Below are 16344 nucleotides of genomic sequence, written 5' to 3'. Positions count from 1 at the left end.
CCGTGGAACCTGACCCGTCTCTGAAACGGCAGGGCATGAAGGGAACTGCGGACCGAAGAACCTTGAAGTCATGGCACCACCGTGGTGGCGCACGACGAACGGGGTCTTCGCCCCGCCGGAGCGGCTGCGCGAGCACTACGAGAACCTCGGTGTCGCACCGGACACCGATGTCATCGTGCGCTGCGGCAGCAGGGTGACCGCCTGCCACGACCTGCCGGCGCCGGAACGGGCGGGGATCGGCTCGGCCGCCCTGTACCCCGGTTCCTGGTCCGCCTGGTCGGCGGACCCGACCCGCCCGGTCGCCACGGGCGACGAGGAGCTGCCGTCGGGACGTCACTGAGTGCGTGCGACGCCGACGGCATGGCGAGGGGGACCGGAAGTTCGACTTCCGGTCCCCCTGGCGGATTGCCGCCCGCGTGGATGCGCTCGATGCGGGTGCGCTCAGTCGGTCACGGCGGCGGTCTGGGACGCGCCGGACTCGGTGCCGTCCTCGTAGCGGACCGTGACGCGGTAGTACACCGTGGTGCCGGCCGGCTGGGTGCTGTCCCACCAGTATCCGGCGCCGGAGTCGTCCACGCCGATCAGGTCGAAGGTCTCGGTCTGCGGGTTCCACCGGTGGACAGCGACACCCGACACCCGGCTGCCGTTCTCGTTCCTGTCGGCGGTGCCGCCCCAGGAGATCCGGCCGCCGAGGCTCGTGCTGAGGTAGGTGAGCGGAGCGCCGGTCGCCGGCGGGGCGGTCGGGCGGAGGTCCAGCTCGGTGACGTCGGCGACGGTCGCGCCGGTGTCCGGGGTGAGCTGGTTGCCGTACTGGTCGACGGCGACCACGCCGTAGCGCGCCTGCTGTCCGTCGGCCGGTACGGCGTCGTGGAAGGTCGTCGCCGTGATCTCGCGCGGCCGCAGGGTCCAGGGATCCTGCACCGGGGTGTACGTCCACTGCCCGTCGACGAGGGTGCCGCGCAGCACGCGGTAGTGGTCGAAGCCGGGAGCGTTGCTCGCCTCCCAGGAGAGAGTGATGCCGTTCTCCTTCGGGGTGGCCGTCACGCCGGTGACCGGTGCGGGGGCGGTCGTGTTGCCGGTGACGGCGACAGTGACCTCCTGGGAAGGGGTGCCCCCGTTCCCTGCGTGGTCCAGGGCGACCACCCCGTAGTAATACGTGACGCCGGGCGGCGGGGCGGCGTCGGTGAAGGTGGTGCCCTTCACTCCCTTGCCGACTTCCTCGCGCTGGGCCCCGGCGACGCCGCGCGGCTGACGCGACCGGAAGATCGAGTAGCCCGCGAAATCGCGGCTGGTCCGCTCGGAGGCGTCCCAGGTCAGCGTGACGCCCGCCTCGCTCTCCGAGGCCCGCGCGTTGAGGGCGGTGTCCACCGGGCCCGTCAGGTCGCGGGTGTAGTACATCGCCGCGCCCGAGGCCGCCGACTCGTGGCCGTGCGTGTCGACGGCGGTGACGACGTAGTAGTAGATGTCGCCGGTCTGCGGCAGGGGCCCGCTGTAACCGCCTCCCGACAACGTGTCGCCGGTCAGCCGGTTCTCGGGGGTCAGGGCGACCGGGGTGGACGTCGAGCGGTACACGCGGTAGCCGGCGAGGTCGGACTCGGTGTTGCTGTCCCAGTAGAGGGTGATCTTGTCCGGGTAGCCCATGGCCCAGTTCTCCTCGACGCCCTTCGGGGCAGCGGGAGCGGTCCGGTCGAGGGTGGTGATGCCGAGGTCGACGGTGCCTGAGGAGGCGTTACCGGCCTTGTCGTAGGCGCGGACCTCGTAGTAGTAGACGTTGCCGTCCTTCGGGACGGTCGTGTCGGTGTACGAGGTGGACGTCGTGGTCGCGATCGGCTTCGCGGGGTAGGAGGTGCCCTTCAGCCGCCGGTACACGCGGTAGCCGGCGAGATCCATCTCCTTGTTCTTGGCCCAGCTGACCTTCGTGGACATGGTCGCCGTGCTGTAGGTGACGGTGGTCCCGGTCGGGACGAGCGGCTTGACCTTGTCGACGGTCGCCGAAGTGCGGGGGGCGTAGGCGAACTTGACGTTGGCTGCGCCGGTCCAGTTGACGAAGTCGACGCGGAGACTGTGCTTGCCCGACGGGATGGTCACGTTGACGGTCTTGGAGACGGTGGTGGCGACGTTCTTCCACAGGTCGACCTTGCGGACGCCGTCGAGGTAGACGCGTATGCCGTCGCGGGAGGAGGCAGCGAATGTGAAGGGCCCGCCGGAGCCGAAGTCGCGGGTCGTGGACCAGCGGACGCCGAAGTTGTTGGCGGGCATGCCGTTGTAGCCGGGTGCGCCGGTGCCCCAGTTCTGGTCGATCACGGAGTCGCAGTCCGTGCCCTTGGGGGTCCCGGAGAAGGTGGTGTTCGCGTAGAACGTCCGCTTGAAGACAGGTGACGCGCAGGTCACTGCGGCGGAGGCGGGGCCGGCTGCGGCGAGCAGCCCGCCCGAGGTGGCGAGCACGACGGCGCCTGCGGTGGCGATCGTTGTGCTTCTTGGTCGGTTCATGCGTTCCTTCAGTCTTGATCCTCGGCGGCAGGATGTGACCGCCGACGATCAAGACTCGCGAGCAACGCGCTTGGTTGTAGGCCCGGGAATTCCGACTCCGGCCCGCTGCTGCGTGTCCGTTCCGCGGCGACCATCGCACGGACCGCGGGGGCCACCTCCTCGCCGAACATCAGCAGCTGATCGGACGCGTGCGCGGGCAGCAAGAAGGTGCTTGTGCCGTGCTCCAGGGTGAGCTCCGTCAGCTGCTCGGCCGGTCGGAGACCGGCGCCGGGCCCTCTCCGGGAAAGCGCGGGCGGTGTCCGCCGTCGGCGCGGGCGATCACCCGTACGCCCGTACCGGCGCGGCGAGGAACCCCTCGCACGCGCCGCCGCGGACACCGTTGTGCGCAACGATGAGCGCGCGCTCGACAATGTCCATCCGCGGGTCAGGCGTCCGCGAGGACCACCGAGCGGGTCAGGTGGCGGGGGCTGTCCGGGTCGATGCCGGCGGCCTCGGCGCGGGCGATCGCCAGGCGCTGTACGCGGACCAGTTCGGCCAGCGGGTCCAGGCCGCTCTCCACCCAGCGGGCCCCGGTCGACAGCACCTGATCGTCGAGCCCCTCCGGCGCGGCGCCGAACATCCAGGTGGCGGTGCCGGTGGTGGAGATGCTGATCGGGCCGTGGCGGTACTCCATCGCGGGGTACGACTCCGTCCAGGACAGCGACGCCTCCTTCATCTTGAGCGCGGCCTCGTTGGCGAGGCCGGCCGTCCAGCCCCGGCCGAGGAAGGTGAACTGGGTGCAGTCCAGCAGGCCTTCGGGCAGCGGCTCGGCCAATGCGGTCTCCGCGTCGCGGACCACGGCGTCGCTGTGCAGGCCGAGGTGGGCGCGGAGCAGCGTGAGCGCGGTGGTGGCGAACCGGGTCTGCACCACGGACTGCTCGTCGGCGAAGTCGAGCACGACGACCTCGTCGGCCGAGGTCATCACCGGGGTGTTCGGGTCGGCCGTGATCGCGACGGTACGGGTGACGCCGCGGAGCCGGCCCAGCAGGTCCAGCACCTCGGTCGTGGTGCCCGAGCGGGTGAGCGCGACGACCCGGTCGTAGCGGCGGCCGAAGGGGAACTCCGATGCGGCGAAAGCGTCGGACTCGCCCTGTCCGGATTCCTCGCGGAGCGCGGCGTATGCCTGTGCCATGTAGAACGACGTGCCGCAGCCGACGACGGCGATGCGCTCGCCGGCGGCGGGCAGGGCGGCCGACCGGCTCGGTGCCAGGTCGGCGGCGCGACGCCAGCACTCCGGCTGGCTGGCTGTCTCAATCTCGACAAACGACACTTTTGCACTCCGTACAAGTGATGGGATGCTCGTTCGCGCACGTTATAGGTGAACTACAAGCATTATCAAGCATCCTTGTTGCAGGAGGCTTGACTGATCAGAGCCTTGTGCGACGCTTGCGCGTGTCCGGTGACCGCGCCCAAGGGGATGGGCGCACGAATCCCGGACCCGTAAGGAGAGTTCTCTTGTCCAGGGATGCCCGGTGGAACGCGCTGCTGGAGCTGGTCGGGAAGCACGGCAGGGTAGAGGTCGAGGACGCCGCGACGACGCTGGATGTCTCGGCCGCGACCATCCGTCGTGACCTGGACCAGCTTGCGGAGCAGCAGCTGCTCACCCGTACCCGCGGTGGCGCTGTGGCGCACGGGGTCTCGTACGAGCTGGCGCTGCGCTACAAGACGGGACGCCACGCCCCGGAGAAGCAGGCCATCGGCCGCGCCGTGTCCGAACTCGTCGCCGTGGGCGAGGTGGTGGGACTGACCGGTGGCACCACGATCACCGAGGTCGCCCGCTCGCTGGCCGTGCGCTCCGACCTCGTCGGTGACACCGGCCCCGGGATCGGCGGCCAGCCGACGCTGACGGTGGTGACCAACGCTCTCAACATTGCCAATGAGCTGGTGATCCGGCCGCAGATAAAGATCGTGGTGACCGGAGGTGTGGCCCGGCCCCAGTCGTACGAGCTCACCGGCCCGCTGGCCAGCGGCGTGCTGGGCGAAATCACCCTGGACGTCGCCGTACTGGGCGTCAACGCGATCGACACCGAGCGCGGGGCGTACGTCCACCACGAGGGCGAGGCCAGCATCAACCGGCTGCTTGCCGAGCAGGCGCAGCGCGTGGTCGTGGCCGCCGACTCCTCGAAGATCGGTAAGCGGGCCTTCGCCCGGGTCTGCGATCTCAGCCAGGTCGATTTCCTGGTCACCGACACCGGCATCACCCCCGAGGCGAAGGCCCGCTTCACCGAGGCCGGTGTCACCGTCATCGCTGTGTGACGGTGACACCCGTCCGTCCGGCGGGGATACCGCCGCGCAGGATCAGCTGCGGGGCGCGGTCCGCCGCTGGTCCGCCTTGCCGGTGCAGTCGCGCAGCTCCACACGATGTCCGGGCCCGTGACCGCCGCCCCAATGGTGTGGGCCGCGGCTGTGGACATTCCTGGTCCGGCGGCCAGTGCCAGTGCCGCGACGGCACTTCCGGCGATGCGGCCGAGGCTGGGCACAGTATGCGAGAGGTCGTACGGGCCCACCCGCCTTTGCTTGAAAATGCTGATAGAGGGAACCGTCGAGAGCTGCGACAACGTTCTGCGCGCCGCGTACGAGACGGGGACCCGGCTGTACGTCGGCCACAACATGCGCCACATGGGCGTCGTGCGGCTGATGCGCGACATCATCGCCCGCGGTGACATCGGCGAGCCGAAGGCCGTCTGGGTGCGGCACTTCGTCGGCTACGGCGGTGACTACTACTTCAAGGACTGGCACGCCGACCGGACCCGCACCACCGGACTGCTGCTCCAGAAGGCCGCGCACGACATCGACGTCCTGCACTGGCTGACCGGCGGCTACACCCGCCGGGTCAACGCCCTCGGCGACCTCCTCGTCTACGGCTGCCTGCCGCGCCGCGAGGCGGACACCCCGCGGCCGGACAACTGGCTGCGGGAGTTCGACTGGCAGCCGACGGCCCGCAAGGACCTGCATCACATCGTGGACGTCGAGGACGTCTCGGTGATGAACATGCAGCTCGACAACGGTGTTGTGGCCGCGTACCAGCAGTGCCACTTCACCCCGGACTACTGGCGCAACTACACCGTCATCGGCACCGAAGGGCGGCTGGAGAACTTCGGCGACAGCCCGGGTGACGAGGTCAAGGTCTGGAACACCGGCCCCAGCGGATACCGCGCCGAGGCCGACATCACCTACCGGGTGCCGGAGACCAACGGCTCGCACGGCGGCGGGGACAGCCGGATCATGGAGGAATTCTGCCGGTTCGTCCGCGCCGGCGGTGTCACCGACACCTCTCCGGTCGCCGCCCGGATGAGCGTCGCCGCCGGTGTGCTCGCGACCCGCTCGCTGCGTGAGGGCGGTGCACCGTACGACGTGCCGGCTCTCGACCCCGAGCTGATCGCGTACTTCGAACGCGGTCAGGTTCGCTAGGAAGCTTCTGGCCGGATTCTGGACGTCCCGGGGAGCGACAGCACCGGTCGGACCGCACTCGATCTCTGGGACTGCCACGGCGGCGCCAACCAGTAGTGGGCGTTGCCCGCCACGTACTAGCCGCACCCGGCCGCGATGTCGGGAAGACCTCCGGGGCAGCGCCGTCAGGTGCCGTCATCGGGGATCTCTCCGCATCTGTTTTCAGCCATGCTCGGTGGGTAATCGGCGCATTCCGGTGCGGCGACCGCCCGATCGGCCGTCGCCGCGATGCGTGGCACTGTCGGGTGAATTGAAGCGGATCGCCCGGAAGATGTCGTACGGAGGCACCGGCAGCCGGTCTCGTACCGTCACCGCCGGACTGCCACTGCCGAGCGCGACCGTCGATTTTGCGCCAACCAGGAGACGCGGCGGCCAGGCTCGAACGCGTGGCCGGATCGGGGTCGGCATAATCGCGTCCATGTCGATCACGGGTGGAGACTTCGTCGAGCTGGGGCGGGACCTGTACGCGTGGCTCCCGCCGAAACGCGGCTGGGGTCTCGCCAACTGCGGCCTGCTCACCTCGCCGCGTGGCGCGATCTGGATCGACACCCCGTACGACCCCGTACTCGCCGGCCAGTTCCTGGCCGAGTCCACGAAGCGGCTGCCCGACGGTGCCTCCATCGACCGGGTGATCGTCACCCACGCCAACGGGGACCACTTCTGGGGCGCGGGCGTGCTCCCGGACGCCGAGATCATCGCGACCCGCGAGGCCCGGGAACACATCCACTACGAACCCACCCCGAAACAGCAGCACGCGCTGGTCCAGGGCAGCGATCCGGCCACCGCGCTCGGCGAATACCTCAAGCGCCACTTCGGCACCTTCGACTGGTCGCAGACCGAACCGGTACAGCCGACCACGTACTTCACCGGGGAGCTCGAACTGACCCTGGGGGAGTGCCCGGTCCAGGTGTCGGCCCTGCCCGCCGCCCACACCACGGGCGACCTGATCGTGCACCTGCCGGCGCAGCGCACCGTGTTCAGCGGCGACGTCATCTTCGCCTCCACACCGCAGCAGCCGGGCGACCACCCGGTGCACTGGGCGGGCCCCCTCTCCCATGTGATCGCGGCCTGCGAACAGGTGCTGGCCACCGGTGCCGAGACCATCGTCCCCGGCCACGGTCCGGTCCTCGACCCGGCCGGGGTGCGCGCACACATCGGCTACCTCGAGTATGTACGGGATCGCGCACACGCCCTCCATGCGGCCGGGGTGCCTGCGCTGGAGGCGGCCCGCCGGGTGATCGGCGAACGGCGCCACCCCGAACTCGGCCTGGCCGAACGGCTCGTGGTGACGATCGGCAGCGAGTACCGGCAGCTCGACGGGTCCGAACTGCCCGGTGTGCTGCAGGTGATGACCGATGTCGCCGTCGTCGCTCAAGAAGTCGCCGCTCAAGAACTCTCCGCGCAAGAAGGGGAGCAGTCCCGTGGGGCGGCAGGCCGCGCGGGGTGACAGCCGGATCTCCCGCCGCCCGGGCAGGGAGACGGACCCGACAACAGAAATGCGGTGACGGCATGGCATGGATCGTGGCGCTGATCGCCGTCGTCGCTGCCGTGACGGCCGTGGTCCGCTCCCAGAACGCGGCCCGTGACGCCAATGTGGCGTGGGGCCGCGTCGAGCTGGCCGAACGCCAGGCGAAGGCGGCCGACGCCCGTACCGCCGCCCTCACCGACGAGATCCGGCAGCTGGCCCAGAAGCGCATACCCGCCGCCGCGCTCGCCCTCTCCCACCCCACCGCGCCGGTGCCCGGCCTGCGCGAGGCGGCCGAGGTCGACGGCGGCTCCGCGCGGCTGCTGACCGAGGCGGTTCAGGCAGCCCGAGCCGCGGTCATCGAGGAGCGGCAGCGCGTCGACGCGGCCGCCCGCGCAGCGATGCGCGGCACCTCCGCCAAGATTCAGTCCCTGCTCAACCAGTCCCAGCAACTGCTGCACGAACTCCAGCACGAGTACGACGACCCGCGGATCCTGCAGCTGGACTTCCGTAACGAACTGGCGCTGCGCCGCACTCAGGCCACCGCGGTGCTCTGCGACGCCTGGCCGGGTCTGGCCCGGCAGAGCTCGCCGCTCGTCGAGATCGTGCTCGGCGCCCAGTCCCGCGTCGCCGGGTACGAACGCATCAAGGTGGCCAACCATCTGCGCGACGAGTGGCTCGCCGTCGTCGCCCGCGCCGCCGAACCTCTCGCGATCGCCCTCGCCGAACTGCTGGCCAACGCCACCGCCTACTCGCACCCCGACACCGACGTACAGGTGACGGTCCAGCAGAGCGGCGGTCGCGGTGCCTTCCTGGTGGTCGACGACGCGGGCATCGGTATGGACGACGACGCGCTCGAACGGGCCCGCGCCCTGCTGGCGGGCCCCTCCGAAGTGCTCCTGACCGAGCTGGGCGATCCGCCGCAGACCGGCTTCGCCGTCGTCGGCCGGCTGGCCGTCCAGTACGGCCTCAGCTGTCATATCGAGCCTTCACCGTTCGGCGGGATGCGTACGATCCTGCGGGTCCCCGCCCACCTCCTGACGGTGCTGGAGGACGACCGCAGCCTCTCCGCCCTCGCCCCGAAGGCGGTGCACGCGCACACCGCCACCACCGCTGGTGCCGAGCCGGAGCCCGCCGCCGAGCGGGAACCCGCCGTCCAGGAGCGCAACGGACTGCCCAGCCGGCGCCGCCGCGCACCCCGCCCGGCACCCGTAAGGTCCGCGCCCGCAGCCGTGACCCCGGCGGCCCCACCGCCGCCCCGTACCCCCGAACAGGCCGAGGCGTCGTGGGCGGCACTCCAGCAGGGCACCCTCAGTGGCCGCAGCGCCCCCGCCGCCCCACCGGAAGCGGAACACCACGACAACAAAGACGGCCAGGACGACCGGAACTGCCGGAACGACCGGAACGACCGGAACGACCAAGGAGACGACGAGACGTGAGCACCCCTACCCCCACCACCGGTGACCTCGCATGGGTGCTGACCCCGCTGCTGGAACTGCCCGGAGTGCAGCACGCCGTGGTCGCCACCGGCGACGGCCTCGTCGAGGGGGCCTCACCCGGCCTGGACCGCGCCTCCGGCGAGCGGGTCGCCGCCATGACCGCCACCCTGCACGCCGCGGCCCGGGCCTTCACCACCGCGTTCACCGACGTCGAGGCGCCGCAGCTGGCCCAGACGGTCGTCGAGTCCGACCGGGGCTTCGCCATCGTCGTCCCGGCGGGGAAGAACACCACGCTCGCCCTGTTCGCGGAACCCGGGGCCAAGCTCGGCGACATCGCGTACCAGATGCAGGTACAGGTCACCGCGCTGACCCGGGCGATGAACGCACCCGCCCGCCGACCGGACACCCCCGCCCGGCCATGACCCCGGGTCCAGGACGCCGTCTGATCCCCGCCTACCTGGTCACCGGTGGCCGGACCCGGCCCAGCGGCCCCGCACTCGACCGGCTCGCCGTGCTCGTACGCACCGACTCGGCCCTGCCCGACGACACGGGCTCGGAACAGCGCAGGCTGTGCGAGCTGCTCGAACCGGGCGCCCTCAGCGTCGTCGAATGCGCGGCCCACCTGGACCTTCCGGTCAGCGCCACCGTCTTCCTGGCCACGGACCTCGCGGCCGCCGGACATCTGCACACCCGACCGCCGATCCCCAGCGCCGGGGAGACCGACCGGTCGCTCGTCGAGAGGCTGCTCGTTGGACTCCGCTCCCTCCACTGACCGGACCGGCATCGGCTATCTGCCGCATGCCGAACAGACCCTGATGAAGCTCGTCGTCACGGGTCCCTTCGGCGTGGGCAAGACGACCCTGATCCGTACGCTGTCGGAGATACCCACGCTCCACACCGAAGAGGCGATGACCCAGTCCAGCACCCGTCTCGACGACACCGCGGGACTGCCGGACAAGACCACCACCACGGTCGCCGTCGACTTCGGCCGGCTCACCGTCCTCGACGACCTGGTGCTCTACATGTTCGGCACCCCCGGCCAGGAGCGGTTCTTCCCGCTCTGGGAGGACATCGCGCGCGGCGCCCTCGGCGCCCTCGTGCTGGTCGACACCCGCCGGCTCGGCGACTCCTTCGCCGTCATGGACATGGTCGAGGAGCAGGGACTGCCGTACGCCGTCGCCGTCAACCGCTTCCCGGACGCCCCCGCCCACCCCGACGAGGTGCTGCGCAAACACCTCGATCTCCACCCCGACACCCCCCTGCTGCAGTGCGACGCCCGCGAACGCCGCGGCAGCATCGACGCCCTGATCGCCCTCGCCGAGCATGTGCTGACCCGCCTGCCCCAGCCTCAGGACCCGTCATGACACCTCCCGGAGCCTCCGTGCGCTCCGTACAGCCGCCGCAGCCGCTGGCGCTGTACGGCCCGGACTTCGCCGCCGATCCGCACGGCCACTACCGGCGGCTGCGCGCGCACGGGCCGCTCGCCCCGGTCCGGATCGCCGCCGGTATCGACGCCCTGCTGGTCACCGACTACCAGGCGGCCGTCGATCTGCTGCGCGACACCCACACCTTCACCAAGGACCCCCGGGCCTGGCAGGCCACCGTCCCCGCGGACTCACCGGTCCTGCCGATGCTCGGCTACCGGCCGACCGCACTTTTCAGCGACGGCGACGTGCACGCCCGCTACCGCGGCGCCATCAACGACGGCCTCGCCATGATCGAGCCGCACATCCTGCGGGCCGAGGTTGCCCGCGTCGCCCGTCGGCTCATCCGGGAGTTCGCCGCCTCCGGCAGTGGTGACCTCGTCGCCCAGTACGCGCGACGGCTCCCGTTGCACGTCTTCACCACGTGGTTCGGCGTACCGCCCGAGGACCGCGAACGGATCGTCGAGGGCATCGGCGGCATGTTCAACTCCGCCGATGACGCCGCCGCCGCGTACGCCGATCTCGTCACCGTCGTCACCGGCCTCGTCGCCGACCGGCGCGCCCGGCCCCGCCGCGATCTCACCTCGTACTTCCTCGGCCACCCGGCCGGTCTCGACAACGACGAGACTGTGCGTCAGATCACGCTGGTGATGAGCGCGGGCCACGACCCGACGACCAATCTGATCGGCAACGCGCTGCTGCACATGCTCACCGACGCGCGCTACGCCGGCTCGCTGCAACGCGGCGCGATGACGGCCCACGAGGCCATCAACGAGGTCCTCTGGCAGGACCCGCCGCTGGCCAATCTGGCCGCCCACTACCCGCGCCACGACACCGAGTTCCACGGCGTCCGGCTGCGTGCCGGACAGCTGCTCCTGGTCTCCTACGCGGCGGCCAACACCCAATCCGCGCCCGCCACTTCGGACCCGGGCGTGCGCTCCGGCGGCAGCGCGCATCTGGCCTGGTCGGCGGGGCCGCACCGGTGTCCGGCGAAGCAGCCGGCGCTGCTCATCGCGATGACCGCGATCGAGCAGCTGACCAGCCAGCTGTGCGATGCCGAATTGACCGTTCCGGCGAGCGAACTGATGTGGCGGCCCGGTCCGTTCCACCGCGCGCTGGTACATCTGCCGGTCAGCTTCACCCCTCTCGAGATGAACCCGGACGCGGAGCCCGCGGACCCGTCGGAGGTGTCGATCAGCCACTGACCCGTGTCGCTGGTACGCCGAACGGGTGAGGGGCGAGAGAATTGCCCGATGAACAGCGAGCGCAGCCGGCGCAACGCCGACCGATGCACAGACGGGGTGGACCGGTGAGCAGATACGACAGGTACGACGTCACGGACGAGCAGTGGGAGGGACTGGCCCAGGTCGTACCGCTGCGCAGCCGCAACGAGTGGCCGTCCCGGGTCGACCACCGCACGGTCCCCGACGGCCACGAGAACGCCGAACAGCGCCGCATGGTCGTGCTGCGGGTGCAGGTCTTCGCGGACGCGCGGGAGGTGGCCGAGTACCTGGTCGCGCAGATCCCCGTGCTGCTCGATCTGACCGGCGCCGAGATCGACGTGGCCAAGCGGATCCTGGACTTCGCCAGCGGTGTGGTCTTCGGGCTGGGCAGCGGAATGCACCGGGTCGACCGGAACGTCTTTCTGCTGTCGCCGGTCGGCATGGAGGTCGAGGGGGTTGCGACGGCGGGCGTACCTCGATCGTAGGAAGGTCCGCCTGGCGGAACGGTTCGCCGGTCGGCGGCGTGAGTACGGTCCGCTCATGACTGCACTCTGCCCGGGGGCCACCCCGCTGCCGCCCGCTGCCTCCGATGCCCGTTCCGGGGTACCGTCCGCCGCCCGGGGTGCCCGTTCCGCCGGCCCCGTCGTGACCGAACTGCGGCTCTCCGCCTTCGCCTCGCACCGGGGCACCGTCCTCCCGATCGGGCCGCTCACGCTCTTCGCCGGGGCCGCCGGCAGCGGCAAGTCCAGCGCGCTGCGGGCGTACGAGGCACTGGCCCGGCTGGGGGCCGGCGACCCGCTCGCCGAGGTGTTCCCGGACCCGGAGGCGTACGTACCCGAACGGGCCGGGGCCGACGCACAGGGCCGCCGCGGTTTCCGGATCGGCTGCACGACGGACGGCCCGGCCGGTCCGGTCCGGCTCGATCTCGCCATCCAGGCCGAACCCACCCTCCGGATCGTCGGCGAACGGCTGACCGGCGGCGGCGAGACCCTGCTCACCACCGCCCTGCGCGATCCAGGGCGTTCGACGGTCCAGGCGGCCTGGCACACGGCAGGCGCGGTTCCGGTGACCCGCGCCCCACTGCCGGACGACGTGCTCGGCACGGCGCTGCTGCCGCTGCGGGTCGCGGGAACGACCGAGGGGCAGGTGCGGGTCCTGGCCGCCGCCGAACAGATGGTGGTGGCCCTCCGGTCGGTCTTCGCATGCGAACCGCAGCCGCAGCGGATGCGGGCGCCGGTGCCGAGCGGCGAGGACCGGCTGCGTCGCGGCTGTGGCAACCTCGCGGCGGTGCTGGAACGTACGCACACCCAGTGCGGTCAGCGGCATGCCCGGCTCGTCGCGGCGGCCGATGCCGGATGTGCGGGGACGGTGACGGGGCTGGACGTCGAGCGGCTCGCGGACGGGACGGTGCGCGCCCTGGTCGAGCGCGACGGCGGGCACCGCACCCCTGTCGGGCGGCTCGGCGACGGCGAGCTGAGGTATCTGGCGCTGGCCCTGGTGCTGCTCACCGGCCCCGGGGTGCTGGCCATGGAGGCGGCGAGGGAGGTGCCGTCGGCCATGCAGACCCTCACCGTGCTGGCCGACGGACTCGACCGGGACCTGGACGGACGTCAGCTGCGCCGGCTGCTGGGCCTGGCGGCATCGATCGGCGCGGCCGGGCACCTCAGGCTGGTGGGCACGGTCGCGGAGGCGGCCGCCTCCGAGGCCCGCGGGACGGCCGGTGTGACGGTGGTAGACCTGGAACCGTGACAGAACTTGATGTATTGAACCGCCCCTCCGGCGGGGTGCAGCATCGCTTGGCAACATGCCGGTGAGCTGTGCGGTTGTGGGCGTCATTGGTCGTTGTCGGTCATCGTCGGCCCCCCTCGGACGGCCCACAGACGGCCCGGACGGCATGTGGCGTCAGTTCGGTAGGCGCTTCCTGCCCCGCATCAACCCGGCTGTCGATTCATGCAACGCTGTCTCCGTCCGTCACGGCCTGCCCGCCGGTACCTTCGGTGATCGTCGGCACGCTGATTATGGTGACCATCATGGTCGGCGACCTGTTCCGCTCTCTGCAGACTCGTCAGGCAGGGGCATGAGGGACGTGCAGCCAGGGCTGGCGTCAAGCCGCTTCGTACCGGTGGGCCCGTCCGCCGCACCTTTCTGTTGTTCTTGATCAGCGTTGGCCGATCTCGGACAGCGGCCATGTCTCTGGTTGACGCAGGAGCGCGGGTCCGAGCCTTCCTCATGGCCAGCTTGCGCTGCGCCTGGCCAGCATTCCGCGACCTCTTCGTCCCGAAGTAACTTGAGTGGGCGCTCGACCTTGGCCGACTGCGCCTCTCACCTGCCGTGGTGGTCCATGGGCGTCCGCGCGTGTCCGCTGCTTTGCTTCGGCGTTGTCACACAGCTAGACACTCACAGACCGAGCGTGCAGATACGGTCAGGCGCTTAGAAGGCGCCTTGGTGCTCACGTCGTCCTGGCCGCCTGACTAGCCCAACTCTGCTGAGCTCACCACAGTTTCGTCTTACTTCGACGCGCATTAGACACGAGCGGCCAGCGGAGCACGTGAGTGCCAAGTGGCTGCCGTGCGTCATTTGGCATCGCATCTGCCAGCCAGCCAGCCAGCCAGCCAGCCCAGTCCTCGTCCAGCCGTGTTCGCAGGAAGGCCGCTACGAAGCCACGTCGATGCCGTAGTCCCGAATCAGCTCCTCCAACCCCCCTCTGTATCCCTTGCCTCCGATAACGAACTCCCAGTTGTCGCCAGCGCGGCGGCGGAAGGACCCGAGCACCAAAGCGGTTTCGTTGGCGCGGCCATCTGAGACCTCTAGCTGGTCGAGCTCGGCCCCCGAGAGGTCCAGTAGTCGGACGCGAGCCTCGGTGAACCCGGAAAGGTCTGCCTCAGGATTAATGACGGGGTCGACTGCGGCGACCAAGACGAGTCGGTCAGCTCTATCGGGCAGTGCGTCAAAGGACACCCGGATTGCGGCCTTGTCCGGCGCTGCAGCGGCATGCGCACGGACCGTGCCATCTGGTGCCTGAGGGTTGTTGAAGAAGACGAAGTGGTCGTCGTCCAGAACCCGGTTGCCATGGCAGACGAGCGCGCACACGTCCACGGCGACGGTGCCTGACCAGCACATGCTCAAGATGTTGGCGTCACCCGCCTCGTCCGCAGCATTCGGTGTCGCCCGATGGGCAGGAACCGAGCGTCCGCCGCTGCCCAGTCGTCCAAGCAGTCCGTGACGGTGCAGCAGGTCGACCAATTCGACGCCAGATACCAGTTCTAGGGGCTTGCCGTTGGCGAAGGTGTGCGAGCCGGGGCCGAATCCGGAAGTCGTGACCAGTACGCCCTTATTAGCGCCGGCGTCCTGGACGGTGCCGTACAAGTCACGGACGGCTGTCGGCGGCACGGTGTTGCGGTAGCGCTTCACCTGCACGACGATCTTGCCACCCCGGATCGGGGTCGGATCCAGCGCGTCGACATCCACACCGCCGTCGTTCGAGCGCTGAGTCGTCACCGCCTGCATGCCCATGGCGCGGAATAGATCAGCGACCAGCGATTCAAAGGCGATCGGATCCATCTCGTATAGATCCGGCTCATCGTCTCCTCCGTGGGTGACGACGCCGTTGCCTACATCCTCGGGCACCCGGCCAGGCCGTACCGTAGCGCGTTGATCAGGGCGCGAGGACAACTGGCCTCGGAGACCGTCCACCAGGCAATCGGCAGCGTTCACCTGCTCCAAATGGAGCTCGGTGAAGGTTGAACGCGAAGCCATGACAGTGGCCAGGAAGACCTGTGCCTGCCTGCCCGTCGCCGGGTCGTGGTCGTCGACGAACCCGTTCAACGCAACCGACTCCAAAGCGCCGAACTCATCGGCTGCGAAGAGGTCGCGCAGAACGAGGAGAACGCACTGCGCGAGCACGTCCCGATACAACGCTCGACGCTGGGCTGCCGGGCGAGCCGTCTCCTTGTCCTGATCCGCCGAAGGCATGTACCGCACCGACTTCATTTCGGGGATGACGTCGTATTTGGGCAGCTCCCAGTTCAGAACCAGCTGGCGCGCCGCAGAGTCGTACGCAGCAGACACCTGACGCGGCAACCCCTCCGGCCACGCGACAGACGAATAGAGAGCAGCAGAAAAGTACTCCACCGCGGCTTCGGGATCACCGTTGCGAAGTGCCGTTGTCATCTCGGCAATGCCGGTGTTGTGCCGGCGGATTTCCGCTAGCTGAGCATTAGCCCACTGCTCGTACTGCTGCTGATACGTCGCCAACTGCTGCTGACGCTGTGCCTCTGCAGCCTGCGCGGCGTGCCAGTCACGCTCGAACCGGGCCCGCGTTTCGGCCTGCGCCTGAGCTCTCCGGTTGGAGGTCCAACCGCCCTGTGCTTGGTACTGGTTCGGATCCGGCATTGCGATGGGGTAGGCGAGTTGGCCCGGCGAGAATGCCTCAATCTCCTCGGGTCGGGTGAGCGTGGTGACTCTGAATGCTGCAGCCCGACATCCAGCGGACAACAAGCGCACCAGGGAGTCAACCTGGGCCTCCAACTCCTCCGTCCGCCGCCTGGCATCCGCCTCTCGCTGCTGCCGATACGCTGCCTGCTGCTCACGATGACTGCGCGCTACTTCCCGCTGGTGGGCGCGGTGTTGCCGTTCATGTTCACGCTGTTGCCTGGCTTGTGCTTCAAGCTGGCGTTGCTGCTGGCGTTGGGCCTCAGCCCAGATGCCGACCAATCCATTGGAGCGACGACTCATGGGTTACAGGCCCTCCCCCCAGAACCTCGGCGTCCCCGTTCACCTAGTCCTGGCCCCACAACTAACAGTAACGAGAGGAC

14 protein-coding genes and 1 pseudogene are annotated in these 16344 nt (G+C 69.9%); 11 read left to right on the top strand and 4 right to left on the bottom strand.

Annotation, left to right across the window (positions count from 1 at the left end; all coding sequences use genetic code 11):
• Nucleotides 1-70 precede the first annotated feature (70 nt).
• Nucleotides 71-340 (top strand): sulfurtransferase, encoded by a 270-nt coding sequence (locus tag ACWCP8_RS22855; protein ID WP_352269142.1) that lies wholly within the window; start codon nucleotides 71-73, stop codon nucleotides 338-340.
• Nucleotides 341-441: 101 nt separating this feature from the next.
• On the opposite strand, the gene ACWCP8_RS22850 is transcribed toward ACWCP8_RS22855, so the two are convergent.
• Entirely contained in the window at nucleotides 442-2490 is a 2049-nt protein-coding gene (locus ACWCP8_RS22850) for a PA14 domain-containing protein (RefSeq protein WP_451117792.1), read from the bottom strand.
• 424 nt (nucleotides 2491-2914) lie between these two features.
• Complete coding sequence (locus ACWCP8_RS22845; protein WP_451117790.1) at nucleotides 2915-3799, bottom strand: SIS domain-containing protein; 885 nt, start codon at nucleotides 3797-3799, stop codon at nucleotides 2915-2917.
• A gap of 185 nt (nucleotides 3800-3984) precedes the next feature.
• Between ACWCP8_RS22845 and ACWCP8_RS22840 the strand changes: the two genes are divergently transcribed.
• Both ACWCP8_RS22840 and ACWCP8_RS22835 read left to right on the top strand, forming a co-directional pair.
• Nucleotides 3985-4785 carry a DeoR/GlpR family DNA-binding transcription regulator gene (locus ACWCP8_RS22840; RefSeq protein WP_267000833.1) on the top strand — a complete coding sequence of 267 codons (801 nt, stop codon included), beginning with the start codon at nucleotides 3985-3987 and terminating at the stop codon, nucleotides 4783-4785.
• A gap of 282 nt (nucleotides 4786-5067) precedes the next feature.
• Nucleotides 5068-5940 (top strand): annotated as a pseudogene (locus ACWCP8_RS22835) (Gfo/Idh/MocA family protein); the annotation flags it as partial.
• Between the two features lie 201 nt (nucleotides 5941-6141).
• On the opposite strand, the gene ACWCP8_RS22830 reads toward ACWCP8_RS22835, so the two are convergent.
• The gene (locus tag ACWCP8_RS22830) at nucleotides 6142-6408 is read right to left on the bottom strand and encodes a hypothetical protein (protein ID WP_451117788.1); all 267 of its coding nucleotides are present in this window, start codon (nucleotides 6406-6408) and stop codon (nucleotides 6142-6144) included.
• On the opposite strand from ACWCP8_RS22830, the gene ACWCP8_RS22825 reads away from it, so the two are divergent.
• The 8 genes from ACWCP8_RS22825 to ACWCP8_RS22790 all read left to right on the top strand — a co-directional run bounded on the left by ACWCP8_RS22825 (nucleotide 6398) and on the right by ACWCP8_RS22790 (nucleotide 13279).
• Complete coding sequence (locus ACWCP8_RS22825) at nucleotides 6398-7426, top strand: MBL fold metallo-hydrolase (RefSeq protein ID WP_451117786.1); 1029 nt, start codon at nucleotides 6398-6400, stop codon at nucleotides 7424-7426. The genes ACWCP8_RS22830 and ACWCP8_RS22825 overlap by 11 nt on opposite strands.
• 62 nt (nucleotides 7427-7488) lie before the next feature.
• Entirely contained in the window at nucleotides 7489-8883 is a 1395-nt protein-coding gene (locus ACWCP8_RS22820) for an ATP-binding protein (RefSeq protein ID WP_451117784.1), read from the top strand.
• A complete protein-coding gene (locus ACWCP8_RS22815) occupies nucleotides 8880-9305 on the top strand; it encodes a roadblock/LC7 domain-containing protein (protein WP_352269149.1) in 426 nt (141 codons plus the stop codon). The genes ACWCP8_RS22820 and ACWCP8_RS22815 overlap by 4 nt, the downstream gene beginning before the upstream one ends.
• Nucleotides 9302-9655: a DUF742 domain-containing protein gene (locus ACWCP8_RS22810; RefSeq protein WP_352269150.1), complete on the top strand. Its 354-nt coding sequence runs from the start codon at nucleotides 9302-9304 to the stop codon at nucleotides 9653-9655. Before ACWCP8_RS22815 ends, ACWCP8_RS22810 begins: the two co-directional genes overlap by 4 nt.
• Nucleotides 9633-10247, top strand: coding sequence for a GTP-binding protein (locus tag ACWCP8_RS22805; RefSeq protein ID WP_355997803.1), 615 nt, complete (start codon nucleotides 9633-9635; stop codon nucleotides 10245-10247). Before ACWCP8_RS22810 ends, ACWCP8_RS22805 begins: the two co-directional genes overlap by 23 nt.
• Nucleotides 10244-11512: a cytochrome P450 family protein gene (locus tag ACWCP8_RS22800; protein ID WP_352269152.1), complete on the top strand. Its 1269-nt coding sequence runs from the start codon at nucleotides 10244-10246 to the stop codon at nucleotides 11510-11512. Before ACWCP8_RS22805 ends, ACWCP8_RS22800 begins: the two co-directional genes overlap by 4 nt.
• A 104-nt stretch (nucleotides 11513-11616) precedes the next feature.
• The gene (locus tag ACWCP8_RS22795) at nucleotides 11617-12015 is read left to right on the top strand and encodes a cell division protein SepF (protein WP_355997799.1); all 399 of its coding nucleotides are present in this window, start codon (nucleotides 11617-11619) and stop codon (nucleotides 12013-12015) included.
• A gap of 55 nt (nucleotides 12016-12070) precedes the next feature.
• Nucleotides 12071-13279: an AAA family ATPase gene (locus tag ACWCP8_RS22790; protein WP_451117780.1), complete on the top strand. Its 1209-nt coding sequence runs from the start codon at nucleotides 12071-12073 to the stop codon at nucleotides 13277-13279.
• A 903-nt stretch (nucleotides 13280-14182) separates the two neighbouring features.
• Here ACWCP8_RS22790 and ACWCP8_RS22785 read toward each other — a convergent pair.
• Entirely contained in the window at nucleotides 14183-16264 is a 2082-nt protein-coding gene (locus ACWCP8_RS22785; protein ID WP_451117778.1) for a restriction endonuclease, read from the bottom strand.
• Between the last annotated feature and the right edge of the window lie 80 nt (nucleotides 16265-16344).

It is taken from the genome of Streptomyces sp. NPDC002206, from assembly GCF_053593595.1.
Note: the sequence above shows the minus strand (reverse complement) of the source record. Positions and strands in the feature narration are given on the sequence as shown.